Here is a 16,758-nt window from a genome sequence, read left to right as displayed (position 1 = left end):
GAAAGGAAATCCCCGTTGAGCCGCGTTCTGGTGGTCGAGGACGAGGAGTCGTTCTCCGACGCCCTGTCGTACATGCTCCGTAAGGAGGGCTTCGAGGTCTCGGTCGCCGCGACCGGCACCGATGCCCTCACCGAGTTCGACCGAACCGGCGCCGACATCGTGCTGCTCGACCTGATGTTGCCCGAGATGTCGGGGACCGAGGTGTGCCGGCAGCTCCGGCAGCGCTCGGCCGTACCGATCATCATGGTCACCGCGCGGGACAGCGAGATCGACAAGGTGGTCGGCCTGGAGATCGGCGCCGACGACTACGTCACCAAGCCGTACTCTCCCCGGGAGCTGGTCGCGCGGATCCGCGCGGTGCTGCGCCGGCAGAGCCCGGAGGTGGCCGAGGCGGGCGCCCCGACGTTGGCCGCCGGACCGGTCCGGATGGACATCGAGCGGCACGTGGTGACCGTCGAGGGCGGGGCCGTGCAGCTGCCGCTCAAGGAGTTCGAGCTGCTGGAGCTGCTGCTGCGCAACGCGGGCCGGGTGCTGACCCGCGGTCAGCTCATCGACCGGGTCTGGGGTGCCGACTACGTCGGTGACACCAAGACACTCGACGTGCACGTCAAGCGGCTGCGCTCCAAGATCGAGCCGGAGCCGTCGGCGCCGCGCTTCATCGTCACGGTGCGGGGCCTGGGGTACAAGTTCGAGCCGTGATCGGCCGACCCGAAGGGGGCCCACGCTCGGCGTGGGCCCCCTTCGGGCTGTCGGGGGCCGCTCAGCGGACGACCTTGAAATTGAAGTCGGCGGTGCCGAGCCGGCCGTAGAGCCGTAGCCAGAGTGGCATCAGCATCTCGGTGCCCCGGGCGGTGGAGAGGTCGCCGAGGTCGATCACGTCGGTGTGGCCGAAGCTGACGAGCAGCCCGGTGACGATCCGCTTGGCCTCCGCGTCGTCGCCGGAGACGAACACGCTGTGCGCGCCGTCGGCGAGCTGGCGCGGTCGCACCATCAGCTCGGCGGTAAGCGTGTTGAGTGACTTGACCACCTTGGCCTGCGGGAACTCCCGCTGGATCTGCTCGGCGAGGGAATCGGTGTCCTGCACTGTCAGGGTGGGCGGGAAGCCTGCGCTGAAGTCGAGCGGGTTGGCGATGTCGAGCAGGACCTTGCCGGCCAGGTTCGCCGCGCCGGCCGCGGTGAGCGCCGGCAGGGAGCCGCTGCCACTGGTGGCGTTTACCACCAGCTCGGCGCCTGCGGCCGCGTCTGCCTGGGTTGCCAGGCCCACCTCAGGGTGCTCGGCGGTCCAGGCGGCGTAGTCGCCGGCCAGGGTGGCCGCGACGTCCCGGGTGCCGATGGTGACCTGGTGGCCCAACTCCGCCGCGCGGGCGCTGATGGTCCTGCCGACCGAGCCGGTGCCGAGAACTGCGATGCGCATGTCGATCGATCCTCCACTCGGGCGCGGAGTGGCGTCGCGCCGGTTGCGAGCAGGCTAACAGACAGGTCTGTCTACTCGCTGTCCCTGACGGCTCAAAGGTGGCCCGGCCCGGCCTGTGCCCGGCCCGGCCCGTGCCGGCCGGGCATGCTGCGGAGCCTTTGGAGCTGATGCCGCAAACGAATCAGCCGTTGATCACAAACAACTCTTCCGCCGTTGATCTCAAACCAAGCCATCCGCCAGATGTCTCGGACTATTGATCTGCCGATGACGTCGGCGCTATCAGCTCCAAAGGAGTCGCGGCCCATACCTCTGGGCTGCTGGGGACGGGGGTGTTGCGGGGGTTGGAGGCGGCGTGGAGCCAGCGGGACGGGCGGTTGCCGCTGCGGGCGCCGTTCAGCCCCGCTGCCTCGGAAGGTGGCCCGCTCGTCGAGCAGCGCCGCCCCTGGGGGCGTCGGCCGGGGTGTCGGCATCGCCGTATCGCGGGCGCGGGCGCGGGTACTCGTCGGGGTGGGCGGGCGGCCGGGCGAGGGGCTCGGACGGCAGCAGTAGACGGAGCTGTCTGTAGAATCGGCCCGCCGCCAGCACGTCGAGGGAGTACCGATGCCTGCCCACCGCACACCGGCCGGCTCGGCCCGGGACCGGATCCTGGAGACCGCGTTCCGGCTCTTCTACGCCCACGGCCCGCGCGGCGTGGGGGTCGACACGGTCATCGCCGAGTCGGGCGTGGCCAAGGCGACGCTCTACAAGCACTTCCCGCGCAAGGACGACCTGGTGCTGGCGTACCTCGATCGGGTCGACCAGGCGTGGTTCGGCGCGCTGCGCGCCGCGGCCCGGGACGCCGGCGACGAGCCGCGCGACCAGTTGGTCGGGATGTTCGACGCGCTGGCCGGCGCCTGTCGGCGGGACGGCTACCACGGCTGCGCGTTCATCAACACGGCCGCCGAGTCACCGGCCGGCGGGGCGGTGCACGCCCGCACGGTCGAGCACAAGACGGTGGTCCGGGCGTGGGTGACCGAGCTGGCCCGGCAGGCCGGCGCCGCCGACCCGGAGCTGCTCGCCCGGCAGCTCACCCTGCTGCTCGACGGCGGGCTCGCCGGCGGTGTGCTGGACGGCGATCCGGTGAACGCCGACGCGGCCCGGCGCAGCGCCCGCACGCTCGTCGACGCGGCGTTGCGCTGACCAGCTAGAGATTGTCGGCCGGGTGCGGGGCGACCATGCCCTGCTTGACCCGCGCCGCGCACAGCTCGGCCAGCCGCTCGTACGCGGCGGCGCCGATCAGCGCGGTCAGCTCCGGCCCGTAGGAGAGGTACATCGGCTCGGTGCCCACGTGGGCGTCCGTCGAGGAGGTGCACCACCAGTCCAGATCGTGCCCGCCGGCGCCCCAGCCGCGCCTGTCGAACTCGGACAGCGTGGAGACCAGCACCTTGGAGTTGTCGGGGCGCTTGACCCAGTCCTGGTCCCGCCGGATCGGCAGTTGCCAGCAGACGTCCGGCTTGTATTCCAGCGGGTGCACCCCGTCGCGCAGCGCCTGGGCGTGCAGCGCGCACCCTCCGCCGCCGGCGAAGTCGGCGTCGTTGAGGAAGACGCACGGCCCGTCGGCGCCCTGGGTGGCGGTGCGGCGCGCCGGGTTCTTGCCGTCGATCGTGTCCTCGTCGGTCCAGTTCTTGAAACCGCGCCGGAAGTGCTGCCAGGTCGACGGAGTGAGCCGTTTGACCGCGTTGCGGACACGCTTCTCGTCGTCCGAGTCGGTGAAGAACGCCCCGTGCGAGCAGCAGCCGTCGGCCGACCGGCCGGCGATGATGCCGTGGCAACCCCGCCCGAAGATGCAGGTCCAGCGGGAGAGCAGCCAGGTCAGGTCGGCCCGGATCAGGTGGGTCTCGTCCGCCGGGTCGGCGAACTCGATCCACTCCCGGGGAAAGTCCAGCGGCACCTCGCGGCTGCGCGGATCGCCCGGATCGTCCACCAGCACGCGCAGCTCCATCGTCACCCGGACCAGCGTACGCGCGGTGACGTCGGCAGGCCGGCGAGCCGCACGAACGTGTTGCACCTAGGGTCTTCACCATGCGACTGGGTGTCCTCGACGTCGGATCCAACACGGTGCACCTGCTGGTGGTCGACGCGCACCACGGCGCGCACCCCTGGCCGGCGCACTCGGAGAAGGTCGTCCTGCGTCTCGCCGAGCAGATCGGCCCGGACGGCGCGTTGACCGAGGCCGGCTCGGACGGCCTGGTCAAGGCGGTCGGCATGGCCAAGGCGGCGGCCACGGGGCTGGAGGCCGACGACCTGATCGCGTTCGCCACCTCGGCGGTACGCGACGCCACAAACGCGGCCGACGTGCTCGCCCGGGTGCGCGACGAGACCGGCGTACGCCTGGAGGTGCTCTCCGGCGCGGACGAGGCGCGGATGACCTTCCTGGCGGTGCGGCGCTGGTTCGGCTGGTCGGCGGGGCGCCTGCTGGTGCTCGACATCGGTGGCGGCTCCCTGGAGATCGCCGCCGGGATCGACGAGGACCCGGACGCGGCGATCTCGCTGCCGCTCGGCGCCGGCCGCCTGACCAGGGAGCGGCTGCGGGTCGACCCGGACAGCGCGACGCCGCCGTCCACCGAGGCCGTCGACAAGCTGCGGGAGTACGTGGACGGCCGGCTGGACAAGGTCGTCGACCAGTTGACCGAGGTGGGCTGGGGACGGGCGGTGGCCACCTCGAAGACGTTCCGCACCCTGGCGCGACTGGCCGGCGCGGCGCCGTCCGGGGCCGGGCTCTGGACGCGGCGCAGCCTGACCCGTGCCGGTCTGCGGCAGGTCATCGGCTTCATCCGGCACATCCCGCCCACCCAGTTGATGGAGTTGGAGGGGGTCAGTGCGGGCCGGGCCCACCAGTTGCTGGCGGGCGCGGTGGTCGCCGAGGCGGTGATGCGCAGGCTCGACCTGGACTCGCTTGACATCTGCCCGTGGGCCCTGCGGGAGGGGGTCATCCTCCGCCGACTCGATCAACTCGAACCGATCTGACCGGGCTGCCGGGTTACGGGCGGTTTGCCGGCGCTCGTCCTGATGGCCCTACGACGGCCGGGCTACGCTGGCTGACGTGACTTCCCGCGTTCCGGTGCTCCTGTCCAGCTCGTCGGTCTTTCCCGAGCCGACCGCGGCGGCGTTCCAACTGGCCGCGGCGCTCGGCTACGACGGCGTCGAGGTGATGGTCTGGACCGACGTGGTCAGCCAGGACGCGGGCGCGCTGCGTGGCCTGTCGGCGCACTACGACGTGCCGGTTCTCTCGGTGCACGCGCCCTGCCTGCTGGTCACCCAGCGGGTGTGGAGCCCGGATCCGTGGGAGCGACTGCGCAGAGCCGCCGAGCTGGCCGAGACGCTGGGAGCGCCGACGGTCGTGGTGCACCCGCCGTTCTCCTGGCAGCGCGACTACGCGCGTAACTTCGCCGAGGGGCTGGCCACTGTCGCGGAGCGGTTCAACGGCCTGCGCTTCGCCGTGGAGAACATGTACCCGGTGCGGATGGCGGGCCGGCAGTTCGTCCCGTACGTCCCCGGGTGGGATCCCACCGACGCCGGCTACCCGTCGTACACCCTGGATCTGTCGCACTGCGCGGCGTCGCACAGCGACCCCCTGGAGATGGCCGACCGGATGGGCGCGGGCCTGGCCCACGTGCACCTCGGCGACGGCACCGGCGAGGGCCGCGACGAGCATCTGGTGCCCGGGCGCGGCACCCAGCCCTGCGGGGAGCTGCTCTCCTCGCTGGCGGCGCGGGGCTTCACCGGCTCGGTGGCCGTCGAGGTGGCGACCCGGGGCGCGAAGAGCCGCGCGGTGCGCGAGGCGGACCTGCGCGCCGCGCTGGAGTTCGCCCGGCAGCACCTGCCCGCGCAGTCACCTGTCGACGTCTGACCCCACCCCGTGGGCGGGGGCGCGGGCGGTCAGCTCACCGGGGTGAGCGACTCGGTGGTCGCGGTCGGCTGCGGGGCGACCGGCAGTTGCTCCCCGATGGCGGCCCGCTTGCGGGCCCGGTGCGCCGCCACGTGCGAACGGGTGGCGCAGCGCTCGGAGCAGAACCGCCGGCAGCAGTTGGACGACGTGTCCAGGTAGACGTTGCCGCACCGCTCGTCGGCGCAGACCCCGAAGCGTGCGCTGCCGTACTCGCAGAGCCACACCGACAGCCCCCAGACCGCGCCCGCCAGGTATTCGGCGCTTACCGACGCGCCCCGGCTGGTCACGTGCATGTGCCAGTCGCTGGAGTCGTGCCCGGAGATGCGCGGCTGGACCGGGAACGCCTCGAGCAGCGCGTTCAGCTCGGTCACCGCCTGGGCGTCGCGCCCCGAGGTGCCGTACTCGAAGACGTCGCGGAGCCGCTTCTGCGCCCGCCGGAAGATCGCGACGTCGCGATCGGCGACCTCGTCGCGCATCCAGGCGTTGTCGTCGGGAAAGAGGGCCCGCAGGTCGTCGAGGTCGTCCAGGCGGGCGTTGACCAGGTCAACACCGGTCCGGGCGTACGCGTCGAAGTTCACGCCCCCAACCGTAGACGACTCACGGGGTGCGCGGCGCGTCGATGTAGTGCGGCAGGAACCGCGCGTAGCCGTCGGTGATCAGACTCGCGCTCTCCCGCACGCCCACCCCGGCCGACTCCCCGTCGACGATCCAGCTGCCCAGCACCGTCCGGTTGCCGGCGAACTGCGGCAGCGCCCGGAACTCCTGGTAGCACCAGCCCTCGTCGCCGTAGATCCCCGGGTTGGTGATCTCCTGCTCGGCGGTCACGATGCGTACCGAGCCACCCTCGCGGCCGAGCAGCGGCTTGGCCACGTACTCGGGCATGCCACGCGGCGAGTCGAGGTACGCCGGGAGCAGGTACTCGTGGTCGGGGTACAGCTCCCAGAGGATCGCGAGCAGCGCCTTGTTGGACAGCAGGAGCTTCCAGGCCGGCTCGATCCAGGTGGTCGGGGTGCCCGGGGCCAGCGCGGGCGGCCCGTACGGCTCGGCCAGCATCCACTCCCACGGGTAGAGCTTGAAGCAGGTGGTCACCGGTCGGTCGTCGGCGTCGACGAAGCGCCGGCCGTCCCAGCCGATCTCCTGGATGGGTTGCAGCTCGACGCTCAGGCCGGCCTGCCGGGCGGTCTCGGCGAGGTAGCCGGCCGTCATGTGGTCCTCGCCCGACTCCTCCTCGTTCGACCAGAGCACGTGCACCAGGGGGTCGTGCAGCCCGGCGCCGATCTTGGCCCAGGCGCCGACCAGCCGCTCGTGCAGGCTGTTCCACTGGTCCAGCTCGGGGCGGGTCTGCTCCAGCCAGTACCACTGGATGATGCTCGCCTCGACGAGCGCCGTCGGCGTGTCCGCGTTGTACTCAAGCATCTTCGGCGGCCAGGTGCCGTCGTACGCCAGGTCGAAGCGCCCGTAGAGGGTGGGTGGCGCCTCCCGCAGCGACCGGGCGACCGCCTCGGCCGCCCAGGCGGGGATGCCGAACTCGGCGTACCGGCCGTGGGTCACCACGTGCTCGGCGGCGGCCACGGACATCCGGTGCAGCTCCTCGGTGGCCTCCTCCAGGCGGAGCACCTCGTCGAGGTCGAAGGCGTACGCGGCGGTCTCGTCCCAGTACGACATGATCCCGCCGTCGGGCAGCTCGGTGTCGACGTACACCAGCCCCTGCGCGCGGATGGTGGCGTCCCAGTCGGGCCGGGGTGGCACGGACTCGCGGCGCACGTCAGCCGCCGCAGGAGGCGAGGTGGGTGCCGAACCCGCCGCGCTCGGGCAGGGCGGCGGTCGTCGGCTCGCCGGCGGCGCGCTGCGCGACGGGGGCGGACACCCGCATCGCCAGCGCGACCGTGTCACCGCCGCCGACCGGCCCGAGGGCGCAGTCGTCATCGTCGTCGTCCGAGGTCATGTTGCAGCCGGAGAGGGCGAGCGCGAGAGCGGTGAGCGCGCCGAGCTGCACGGAGGCCGACCGGAGGCGGCGGCGGGGGCGTTGGTCCACGGGATCGTTGTAGCCGATCGGCGCCAGCACCGCAGCCCCGGCCGCCCCTCGGCGGGGGGCCTGGCAGGGACGATACGCTCGGCTCATGCTCCGTTCCGTCATCCTCGCCGCCTCCCGGTCATCCCAGGTCGAGCGGCTCGTCGCGACCGCCCCGTACACCCGGGACGTCGTTCGCCGGTTCGTCGCCGGCGCCGCCACCGACGACGCGTTGCGCGCGACCCGCGGGCTCGTCGACGACGGTCTGGCCGTCACCCTCGACCACCTGGGCGAGGACACCGTCCGTCCCGAGCAGGCCACGGCCACCCGGGACGAATACCTGAAGCTGCTGAAGATGCTCTCCGGCGCGGGGCTCACCCCGGCGGCCGAGGTGAGCGTGAAACTCTCCGCGCTCGGCCAGATGTTCGACGAGCAGTTGGCGTACGACAACGTGCGGGCGATCTGCGCGGCCGCCGACGCGGCGGGCACCACTGTCACCCTGGACATGGAGGACCACACCACCACGGACTCGACGTTGGAGGTGCTGGCCAAGCTGCGCAAGGACTTCCCGTCGACGGGCGCGGTGCTCCAGGCGTACCTGCGGCGGACCGAGTCGGACTGCCGGGAGCTGTCCTCCGCCGGGTCGCGGGTGCGGCTGTGCAAGGGCGCGTACCGGGAGCCGGAGTCGGTGGCGTACCAGTCGGCCCGCGAGGTGGACAAGTCCTACGTCCGCTGCCTGAACATCCTGATGTCCGGCGACGGGTACCCGATGCTGGCGACCCACGATCCGCGGATGATCGCGATCGGCGAGGACCGGGCCCGCTGGTTCGACCGGGGGCCGGAGCGCTTCGAGTTCCAGATGCTCTACGGCATCCGTCCCGAGGAGCAGGCCCGGCTGGCCGGCGAGGGCTACACGGTGCGCACCTACGTCCCGTACGGCGACGAGTGGTACGGCTACCTGATGCGTCGGCTGGCCGAGCGCCCGGCCAACCTGGTCTTCTTCGGGCGGGCGCTGGTCTCCAAGAAGTAACAGGGCTTGACGCGGTTGGCTAGCAGGCTTAGCTTTATGGCTATGACAGCTAGCCAGGTGCGGCGGGACGGCGGACACATCGCGTACGAGGTGCACGGCGACGGCCCACTTGTCGTCCTCGCGCACGGCATGGGCGAGAACAGGGCGAGCTTCCGACACCTGGTGCCGCTGCTGGTGGCCGCCGGTCACCGGGTCGCCTCGGTCGACGTACGCGGGCACGGGGAGTCCAGCGTCGGCTGGCCCTCGTACGCCCCGGCGGAGGTCGGCGCGGACCTGCTGGCCGTCGTCCGTGACCTCGACGCCGGGCCGGCCGTGCTGGTCGGCAGCTCGTCCGCCGCCGCGGCGGTGGTCTTCGCCGCGACCGACGCGCCCGAGCTGGTCTCCGGCATCGTGCAGATCGGTGCGTTCGTCGGCCAGCCGAAACTCAACCCGCTGCTGCGGGTGGCGATGGGGGCCGTGCTGCGCAGTGCACGACTGTTCGGGATGTTCCACAACACGCTCTTTCCGGTGCACCGACCCGCCGACGACGCCGCGTACCGCCGGTCGATGGTGGCCAACCTGCGCGAGCCGGGCCGGATGGCCGCGACCCGCGGGGTGATCGCGCCGGTCGAGCCGCACTGGACCACCCGCGCGCCGCAGGTACGCCAACCGGTGCTGGTGCTGATGGGCGCCCGCGACCCGGACTTCCCCGACCCGGGCGCCGAGGCGCGGGCGGCCCGCCGGCTCTTCCGCGTCGCCGAGGCCCGGATGATCGAGGAGGCCGGGCACTACCCGCACGCCGACCGGCCGCAGGCCACCGCCGACGAGCTGGTGGGTTTCCTGGCGGTGTGTGCGGGTGCCTAGGGCCGGGCTCAACCAGCAGACAGTGGTGCGGGAGGCCGCCCGGCTGGCCGACGAGGTCGGCTACCAACAGCTCACCCTCGCCGCGCTCGCCAGCCGGCTCGGTGTCGCGCTGCCCAGCCTCTACAAGCACATCCGGGGAGTGGACGCGCTGAGCCAGAAGCTCGCCGCGCTGGCCACCGCCGAGCTGGCCACCGACCTGACCACGGCGGCAGCCGGCCGCGCCGGCGGGGACGCGCTGCGGGCGATGGCGGACGCCTACCGCGCCTACGCCCACCGGCACCCCGGGCGCTACCCCGCCACCCAACGGGTGCCCGACCCGTCCGACCCGGAACACGTCGAGGCGGGCGAACGCGCCGTCGGCGCGATCTTCGCGGTGCTGCGCGGCTACGGCCTCACCGGCGACGACGCGGTGGACGCGACCCGGGCGCTGCGCAGCGCCCTGCACGGTTTCGTCGCCCTGGAGGCCGCCGGCGGCTTCGGCCTGCCCCGCGAGGTCGACCGCTCGTACCACCAGTTGGTCGCCGGCCTGGATGTGGCATTCCGCTCCTGGCCGGCTCGCGAAGCCTGAACCCGTCCGATCGGCCCGGGTCGGCCTCGCCCGATCCGGCATTTGGTCGTACCCTTCGGCGGGTGACTGACGGGGTGCAGCAGCCGGCACCGCGGCGGCTCTGGCCGCTGTGGACCGTGCTCGTCGTGGTGGTCCTGCTGCTGGGCTGCGGCCTTCCGGCGGCGTTGGTCGTCGGCGCGGTCCGCGAGGCCGGCGGCCGGGCCACGCTCGGCCGGGCCGGCGCCACCGCGGCCGACGACCCGGCCACCGCCGTCGCCCGTGGGCTGTCCGACCGGATGACCGCGCAGCTCCAACGGCAGTCCACGGCGCTGCTCGGCGGCGACCGGGCTTCCTTCCTCGCCGTCGCCGACCCCGCCGCGCACCTCGACCTGCGTCGTCGCTTCGCCGCACTGCGCGCCCTGCGGGTGACGGTGTGGCGGGCCGAGCCGAGCGGCCTGCCCGTGCCGGTCGTCGGCAGGCCGGGCGAGTGGCGGCTGCTGGTGCGCTTCCAGTACTGCTTCGTGGCGCCCGGCTGCCGACCCAGCCCGGTCCTGATCGGCACCCGTTGGCGGGAGAACGGCGACCAGCCCCGACTGGTCGCCCTGGAGGAGTCCAAGTCCGCCGAGACCGGCACCCGACCGTGGGAGATCAGCGAACTGGCAGTGGCGGTCGGGGCGCGGACCGTCGTCGCCACCACACTGGCGCTGCGCGGCAAGCTGCCCGGCCTGCTGGCCCAGGCGGAGGCGGCCGCCAGAGTCGCCGACACCTACGCCGTGACCGGCTCCACGCCGGACCGCTACCGGATCTTCTACGCCGGGCGGACGGAGTGGCAGCGCTGGTACGGCGGCGGGCGCCCACAGTGGACCGGCGGCTACGCGGTCACGGTGGGCGGTGGCCACCACGAGGTGGTGCTCAACGCCGACGGGCTGACCAGCAGCGGCGCCGACGATCTGCTCCGGCACGAGCTGACCCACGCCGCCTCGCTGCCCGAGCGCGGTTACCCGGGCAAGACGACCTGGTGGCTGGTCGAGGGGCTGGCCGAGTTCGCCGGCTCGGGCGGTCAGCCCGTCGACAGGTACGAGGGGCTCGCGGAGGTGCGCAAGCTGGTCCGGGGCGGTTGGGACGGCCGACTGGAGGGCGTCACGCCCGCCGACGACGCCCCCGCCGAGCGGGTCGGTGGCAGCTACGGCGTCGGCTACCTCGCCGTCCGCCACCTCGTCGACCGGTTCGGGCCGGAGCGGCTGCTGACCTTCTTCAAGGCAGTGGTGCACGAGCGCAAGACGCCCGACGCCGCCGCCGAGCAGGCGTTCGGGGAGCAGTGGTCGACGTTGCACGACGAGTGCGTGGCGTACGTCCGCGCCACCGTCGCCTGACCGTCGCGGCGGGACGCGCGACGGTGCGCCGTACGATCGATGGGTGCGCCGCCCCGACCTGCCGCGGCCCGCGAGCGCCACGCGGCCCCGCCTGTTCATCGCCCTGACCGCCGTCGCCGTCCTCACCGCCACCACCGCCGCCTCGTGCGGCGACGACCAGCCGGCCGTCGCGCTCGCCTCGGTGGCCCGCAACCCGGTCAGCGAGGTGATCGACGCTCCGGCGACGGTGACCGCCCGGGCCGCCGCCACCCTTACCGCGCCCGCCGACGGCACCCTGGCCGGTCTGCGCGTCCAGCCTGGACAGCGGGTGAAGCGTGGCCAGGTGCTCGCCGTGGTCGCGTCCCCGTCGGCCCAGGCGCGGCTGCGTCAGGCGAAGGAGGCGCTGGACGCCGCCAAGCGGGCCGGTCGGGGTGTCTCCGTCGGCAACCTGAGCAGCAGCCGGCGGGGCACCGACAAGGCCGCCGACGAGGCGTTCGACGCTGCCCGCGAGGCCGCCGAGAAGATCGCCGACCCGCAACTGCGCGACGCGCTGCTGGCCCAGGTGACGTCCGCGCAGCGGCAGTACGCCGCCGCGGCGCGCAGCGCCGACGCGGCCGTCCGCGCGGTACAGCGGGGGATCAGCGGACTGAACTCCGCGGTCGGCTCGCTCTCCGCGGCGCAACGACTCCAGGCCCAGCAGGCGTACGACCTGGCGAAGGCGACAGTCGACGCGCTGACCCTGCGCGCGCCGATCGCCGGGGTGGTGCAGCCGGGCGGCACCCGGGCCGGTGGCGGTCCGACGGGCGGCCTGGCCGGGTTGTTGGAGCAGGCCGGTGGGGCGGGCCTCGACCCTTCCGCGCTGGCCCCCGCCCAGACCGGACCGCCCGCCGGGGTCGACGACGCCGTCGCGGTCGGCGGTCAGGTCACCGCCGGCACGCCGGTGCTGACCGTGGTGGACACCGGGCAGTTGGGGCTGCTCGCCGACGTGGACGAGACCGACGTGCTGCTGGTCAAGGCAGGCGTCACCGCCACCGTCGAGTTGGATGCCGTCACCGGCGCCAGCTACGACGCCACGGTCCGCTCGGTCGACGTGCTCCCCACCAGCTCCGCGCAGGGCGGCGTCACCTATCGGGTACGCCTCACGCTGGGCGCCGGGAAGCTGGCCGAGGACACGCCGGCCCCGACGCCCCGCCCCGGCATGAACGCGATAGTGCACCTGCGCGTACGCGAGGCCGCCGACGCGGTGACCGTCCCCGCCTCGGCGGTGTTCTCCGCCGACGGCCGGGACGCGGTGTGGGTGGTCCGCGACGGCAGGGCCGACCGGGCGCCGGTGACGGTGGGCGTCCAGGGGTCCGACCTGGTGCAGATCCTCAACGGGGTCCAGGCCGGTGACCGGGTCGTCGTGCGCGGCACCGACCAGGTGCGCGACGGCCAGGAGGTCCGGTGACCGAACCTGCCGCTCCGGCCCGCGACGGCGAGCCGCCGGGAGCCGGGTCGGCGGGGGAGCGTGTCGCGGCGATCGAGGCGGTGGACGTGTCCCGCACCTATCAGCTCGACGGAGTGTCGGTGGAAGCGCTGCGCGGGGTGTCGTTGACCGTGCAGCCCGGTGACTACGTGGCGCTGGTGGGGCCGTCCGGCTCGGGGAAGTCCACGCTCATGCACCTGTTGGGCGGGCTCGACCGACCGACAGGTGGCCGGCTGGTGATCGGCGGGCGGGACGTCAACACCCTCTCCCCGCCGGAGATGGCAGCCCTGCGCAACGAGACGATCGGGTTCGTCTTCCAGGCGTTCCACCTGCTGCCGCGTACCTCGGCGGTGGAGAACGTGGCGTTGCCCCTGGTCTACCGGGGTGTGTCGGCCCGGCAGCGCCGGGAGCGGGCGGCGGCGATGCTGGGCCGGGTCGGTCTCGGGCACCGCCTGGACCACCGGCCCAACCAGATGTCCGGTGGCGAGCAGCAGCGCGTCGCCATCGCCCGTGCCCTGGTCACCGAGCCGACGGTGCTGCTGGCCGACGAGCCCACCGGCAACCTGGACAGCGTGACGGGCGCGGCTGTCCTGGAGCTGCTGGAGCGGTTGAACGCGGAGTCCGGGGTGGCGTTGGTGATGGTCACCCACGACCAGGAGGTGGCGGCACGGGCCGCCCGCCGGATCACCATGCGCGACGGTGTGGTGGTGGCGGACAGCGCCACCGACGCTCATGATCGACCGCTGTCCGTCGATCACGGTCGACCTGAGACACTGGTCCCCGCTCCCAGCGCGGAGCCCCGGTCCGTGTCCGGAAGCGGCCCGGGGCACCCGTCCGGTGGCTCTGGTGGCGCCGCCGGAGCCACCGGGCGCCTTCCGCGCGAGGTCGACGCGGACGGCCCCGGGGTCGACCGGCCGGCAGGTGCGGCATGAGGGTCGCCGAGGCGTGGCGGGTCGCGCTGGACGCCCTGCGGGCCAACCGGCTGCGCAGCTCGCTCACCATGCTCGGCGTGATCATCGGGGTGGCCTCGGTGGTGCTGCTGGTAGCCATCGGCACCGGCACCAAGCAGCAGGTCGAGCAGCAGGTCGAGGGGCTCGGCTCCAACCTGCTGCTTGTCGTCCCCGGCAAGATCGAGGTGGGCACCGCACCGGTCGTGTCGCCGTTGACGCTCAAGGACGTGGACGCGGTCTCCCGGGTCGTCGGCGATCCCCAGCGGGTCGCGGTCACCGTCGCCTCCGGGGCGACCGCACGGGCCGGCGCCCGCTCCGACTTCACCACGGTGCAGGGCGTGCTGGAGACCACCCCGACGGTGTTCACCAGGTCGCTGGCCCGGGGCCGCTACCTCACCGGCACGGACGTGGACACCAGCCGACGGGTCGCGGTGCTCGGCGACTCGGTGGCCCGGACGCTGTTTCCCGACCGCGACCCGCTGGGTCAGCAGGTGACCCTCGCCGGGGTGCGGTTCCGGGTCATCGGCGTCTTCGCGCCCCTCGGGCAGAGCCTCGGCGTCGACCGGGACGACGAGGTGCACGTACCGGTGACCGCCGCGCAGCGACTGTGGGGCACCCAACGGGTGGACGGCATCGCGGTCAAGGCGCCGGACCGGGAGCGGATCGACGAGCTGGGTGAGCGCATCGTCGCCGAGTTGAACCGCCGCCACCCGGACACCGAGTTCAGCGCGGTCACGCAGCAGCAGATCCTCGGTGTGCTCGGCGACATCCTGGGCGTCCTCACCGGCGTGCTCGCCGCCATCGCCGGCATCTCGCTGCTCGTCGGCGGCGTCGGCGTCTCCAACATCATGCTGGTGAGCGTCCGGGAACGGACCCGGGAGATCGGTCTGCGCAAGGCGGTCGGCGCCCGGCCCCGCGACATCGGCGTGCAGTTCCTGCTGGAGGCGGTGCTGCTCACCACGATCGGCGGGTTGACCGGGATGGCGCTGGGCGTGGGCACCGCCCTGCTGGTGGACGCGTTGTCACCGATCCCGGCGGCGATCACCTGGTGGTCGCTGGCGCTGGCCTTCGGTGTGTCGGCCGCGGTGGGGATCGTCTTCGGGGTGGTCCCCGCGCAGCGCGCCGGCCGGCTCGACCCGGTGGTGGCGCTCCGCGCCGAGTGAGAGTCGGCCGGGTCAACCGGACGACCGACGCAGGCGGGGAGATAGCGGGAGCACGGATCGGGTGAACCGACGATCCGGGCATGATCAGTTGTACGAAGGGATCGCGCCGGTCACAGCCGCCCCGCTACCGTACTGGTAACACGCGCGTCGCCGCCCGGCCCGGAGCATCCGTCGGGTTGGCACGCGCCGGGCATGGGATGGGTCGGTGAGCCATGGCCGGGTCGCAGTCCGACGGACGGCTGTCGGAGGTCAAGTTCCTGACCGTCGCGGAGGTGGCGACGGTCATGCGGGTGTCGAAGATGACCGTCTATCGCCTCGTGCACAGCGGTGAGCTCACCGCCGTCCGGGTGGGGCGGTCGTTCCGGGTGCCCGAGCACGCGGTGCACGAATACCTGCGGGGCGCGTTTCAGGAGACCGCCTGAGCCACCGGTCCGCCGATCGAGTGCCACGTAGGCGGCATGGACGGGGGCGCGTTGGTCCTGCTGACGCTCTCCGGCTACCCTGGAGCCCGACCGAGACCCCACCGGTGCGCCCCGCCGCCCAGACTGGTCCGGTCCGTTGTCCGCATGCGGTCGCCGTCGCCACCTGCGTGGTGTCATCCGGTCCGCCCCGCACGTTGTATCGAAAGGCTGTCGTATGGGCTCGGTGGTCAAGAAGCGCCGTAAGCGCATGGCTAAGAAGAAGCACCGCAAGCTGCTGCGCAAGACCCGCGTCCAGCGTCGCCGTCTCGGCAAGTGACCCACGCCGGGCTACCCGCCCGGCATTCGGTGTCACTTGCCAAACTGTCGACCTCCGGAGGCTCAGGTGATCAGGCCGTGGTCGTCCCGGCTCGATCCTCCCTGTCGGCGTAGGTGCGTCAGATGACCCCCGGTAGCACCCCAGGTGCTCCGGGGGTCGTCGTCGTCACCGGGGTCGGCCGGTACCTGGGCGCGCACGTGGCGGCCCGGCTGGCCGCCGACCCCCGCATCGAGCGGGTCATCGGCGTGGACGCGCCGGAGCCGGGCGCCGAGTTCACCGATCTGCTGGACCGGGTCGAACGGATCCGCGTCGATCCGGGGTCGCTCGGCGGGCTCCTCGCCGACCTGGAGGTCGACGCGGTGGTCCACCTCGCGTTGGTGAGCGCCCCCGACCAGCAGCACGGCGGCCGGTCGGCCATGAAGGACCAGAACGTCATCGGGACGATGCAACTGCTCGCCGCCTGCCAGCGGGCGCCCCGCCTGCGCAAGCTGGTGGTCCGGTCGTCGACCGCCGCGTACGGGGTGTCGTTCCGCGATCCGGCGGTGTTCACCGAGGAGACCGAGCCGCGCGAGGTGCCGCGCGGCGGTTTCGGCCGCGACATCCTCGACGTCGAGGGGTACGTCCGGGGCTTCCGCCGCCGCCGGGCCGACGTGACCGCGACTGTGCTGCGCTTCGCCCCGTTCATCGGTTCGACAGCCGACACGACGTTGACGCGCTACTTCGCGCAGCCGTTCGTGCCGACAGTCTTCGGCCGCGATCCCCGGTTGCAGTTCCTGCACTTCGACGACGCGTTGGAGGTGCTGCACCGGTCGATCGTGGAGGATCATCCGGGCACCTACAACGTCGCCGGTCCGGGGGTGCTGTCGCTGTCCCAGGCGATCCGGCGGGCCGGTCGGGTGGCCGTGCCGGTGCTGGAGCCGGGTCTCTCCGGCGCCGCGGCGCTGGCCCGCAGCATGGGCTTCGGCGGCTACGGCCTGGACCAGGTCGATCTCTTCGTGCACGGGCGGGTCGTCGACACCACCCGCCTCGAGCAGGAGTACGGCTTCACACCCCGCTCCACCGCCGCCGCGTTCGACGACTTCATCCGCGCCCACCACGGTGGGGTGGTGCTCAGCCGGGGGCAGTTGGCCGCCGCCGAGCAGTTGGTCCTGGACGGCATCCGGCAGGTCCGGGCAGCGGTACGGGAGCGGACGCTGTGAGCGCGAGGAGTGAGCCGGCGGGCATGGGGCCGTACGACGTACCGCCGGGGCCGCCCGTGCCGGACGCGGAGCCGGCGCGGCGCAACGGCACCGACCGGCGAGCCGGCTCGCGCCCGCC

At 73.1% G+C, this 16,758-nt stretch carries 19 protein-coding genes; 14 read left to right on the top strand and 5 right to left on the bottom strand.

Annotated features, from left to right (window positions below; all coding sequences use genetic code 11):
• Positions 1-15: 15 nt before the first annotated feature.
• Positions 16-699, top strand: coding sequence for a response regulator transcription factor (locus tag MILUP08_RS31800; protein WP_039906992.1), 684 nt, complete (start codon positions 16-18; stop codon positions 697-699).
• A 61-nt stretch (positions 700-760) separates the two neighbouring features.
• Here MILUP08_RS31800 and MILUP08_RS31795 read toward each other — a convergent pair whose 3' ends face one another.
• Positions 761-1,414, bottom strand: a complete 654-nt coding sequence (locus MILUP08_RS31795) for an NADPH-dependent F420 reductase (RefSeq protein WP_007465659.1) — start codon at positions 1,412-1,414, stop codon at positions 761-763.
• Positions 1,415-2,014: 600 nt separating this feature from the next.
• On the opposite strand from MILUP08_RS31795, the gene MILUP08_RS31790 reads away from it, so the two are divergent.
• Positions 2,015-2,593, top strand: a complete 579-nt coding sequence (locus tag MILUP08_RS31790) for a TetR/AcrR family transcriptional regulator (RefSeq protein WP_007465653.1) — start codon at positions 2,015-2,017, stop codon at positions 2,591-2,593.
• 4 nt (positions 2,594-2,597) lie between these two features.
• On the opposite strand, the gene MILUP08_RS31785 is transcribed toward MILUP08_RS31790, so the two are convergent.
• Positions 2,598-3,395, bottom strand: coding sequence for a DUF3109 family protein (locus tag MILUP08_RS31785; protein ID WP_039909071.1), 798 nt, complete (start codon positions 3,393-3,395; stop codon positions 2,598-2,600).
• Between the two features lie 80 nt (positions 3,396-3,475).
• Between MILUP08_RS31785 and MILUP08_RS31780 the strand changes: the two genes are divergently transcribed.
• Positions 3,476-4,420: a Ppx/GppA phosphatase family protein gene (locus MILUP08_RS31780; RefSeq protein WP_007465649.1), complete on the top strand. Its 945-nt coding sequence runs from the start codon at positions 3,476-3,478 to the stop codon at positions 4,418-4,420.
• A 76-nt stretch (positions 4,421-4,496) separates the two neighbouring features.
• Positions 4,497-5,303 carry a sugar phosphate isomerase/epimerase family protein gene (locus tag MILUP08_RS31775; protein ID WP_007465647.1) on the top strand — a complete coding sequence of 269 codons (807 nt, stop codon included), beginning with the start codon at positions 4,497-4,499 and terminating at the stop codon, positions 5,301-5,303.
• Between the two features lie 29 nt (positions 5,304-5,332).
• Here the strand turns inward: MILUP08_RS31775 and MILUP08_RS31770 are convergent, their stop codons facing one another.
• Genes MILUP08_RS31770 through MILUP08_RS37025 form a run of 3 tightly spaced genes read right to left on the bottom strand, consistent with a single transcriptional unit; the run spans position 5,333 to position 7,464 of the window.
• Positions 5,333-5,920, bottom strand: coding sequence for a CGNR zinc finger domain-containing protein (locus MILUP08_RS31770; RefSeq protein WP_007465644.1), 588 nt, complete (start codon positions 5,918-5,920; stop codon positions 5,333-5,335).
• A 19-nt stretch (positions 5,921-5,939) separates the two neighbouring features.
• Positions 5,940-7,106, bottom strand: coding sequence for a glutathionylspermidine synthase family protein (locus MILUP08_RS31765; RefSeq protein ID WP_007465642.1), 1,167 nt, complete (start codon positions 7,104-7,106; stop codon positions 5,940-5,942).
• Between the two features lies 1 nt (position 7,107).
• Positions 7,108-7,464, bottom strand: a complete 357-nt coding sequence (locus tag MILUP08_RS37025) for a hypothetical protein (RefSeq protein ID WP_237747214.1) — start codon at positions 7,462-7,464, stop codon at positions 7,108-7,110.
• On the opposite strand from MILUP08_RS37025, the gene MILUP08_RS31755 reads away from it, so the two are divergent.
• The 10 genes from MILUP08_RS31755 (at position 7,463) to MILUP08_RS31715 (ending at position 16,640) form a co-directional block, all read left to right on the top strand.
• On the top strand, positions 7,463-8,383 hold the full coding sequence (locus MILUP08_RS31755) for a proline dehydrogenase family protein (protein WP_007465638.1): 921 nt from the start codon (positions 7,463-7,465) through the stop codon (positions 8,381-8,383). The genes MILUP08_RS37025 and MILUP08_RS31755 overlap by 2 nt on opposite strands.
• Positions 8,384-8,425: 42 nt before the next feature.
• Positions 8,426-9,226 carry an alpha/beta fold hydrolase gene (locus MILUP08_RS31750; protein WP_051065857.1) on the top strand — a complete coding sequence of 267 codons (801 nt, stop codon included), beginning with the start codon at positions 8,426-8,428 and terminating at the stop codon, positions 9,224-9,226.
• Complete coding sequence (locus MILUP08_RS31745; protein ID WP_039909068.1) at positions 9,219-9,794, top strand: TetR/AcrR family transcriptional regulator; 576 nt, start codon at positions 9,219-9,221, stop codon at positions 9,792-9,794. The genes MILUP08_RS31750 and MILUP08_RS31745 overlap by 8 nt, the downstream gene beginning before the upstream one ends.
• Positions 9,795-9,856: 62 nt before the next feature.
• A complete protein-coding gene (locus tag MILUP08_RS31740; RefSeq protein WP_007465632.1) occupies positions 9,857-11,146 on the top strand; it encodes a hypothetical protein in 1,290 nt (429 codons plus the stop codon).
• Between the two features lie 43 nt (positions 11,147-11,189).
• Positions 11,190-12,572, top strand: a complete 1,383-nt coding sequence (locus tag MILUP08_RS31735) for an efflux RND transporter periplasmic adaptor subunit (protein WP_007465631.1) — start codon at positions 11,190-11,192, stop codon at positions 12,570-12,572.
• A 71-nt stretch (positions 12,573-12,643) separates the two neighbouring features.
• A complete protein-coding gene (locus tag MILUP08_RS31730) occupies positions 12,644-13,522 on the top strand; it encodes an ABC transporter ATP-binding protein (protein WP_051066096.1) in 879 nt (292 codons plus the stop codon).
• Positions 13,519-14,703 (top strand): ABC transporter permease, encoded by a 1,185-nt coding sequence (locus MILUP08_RS31725; protein WP_007465627.1) that lies wholly within the window; start codon positions 13,519-13,521, stop codon positions 14,701-14,703. Before MILUP08_RS31730 ends, MILUP08_RS31725 begins: the two co-directional genes overlap by 4 nt.
• A gap of 212 nt (positions 14,704-14,915) precedes the next feature.
• Positions 14,916-15,125, top strand: coding sequence for a helix-turn-helix domain-containing protein (locus MILUP08_RS31720; protein ID WP_007465625.1), 210 nt, complete (start codon positions 14,916-14,918; stop codon positions 15,123-15,125).
• Positions 15,126-15,339: 214 nt separating this feature from the next.
• The gene (locus MILUP08_RS35040) at positions 15,340-15,441 is read left to right on the top strand and encodes a 30S ribosomal protein bS22 (protein WP_007465623.1); all 102 of its coding nucleotides are present in this window, start codon (positions 15,340-15,342) and stop codon (positions 15,439-15,441) included.
• Positions 15,442-15,563: 122 nt separating this feature from the next.
• Entirely contained in the window at positions 15,564-16,640 is a 1,077-nt protein-coding gene (locus tag MILUP08_RS31715; RefSeq protein WP_007465611.1) for an NAD-dependent epimerase/dehydratase family protein, read from the top strand.
• The last annotated feature ends 118 nt before the right edge of the window (positions 16,641-16,758 follow it).

The sequence above is a fragment of the Micromonospora lupini str. Lupac 08 genome (genome assembly GCF_000297395.2).
GTDB classification, from domain to species: Bacteria; Actinomycetota; Actinomycetes; order Mycobacteriales; family Micromonosporaceae; genus Micromonospora; species Micromonospora lupini.
This window is presented reverse-complemented; position numbering and strand designations above follow the sequence as displayed.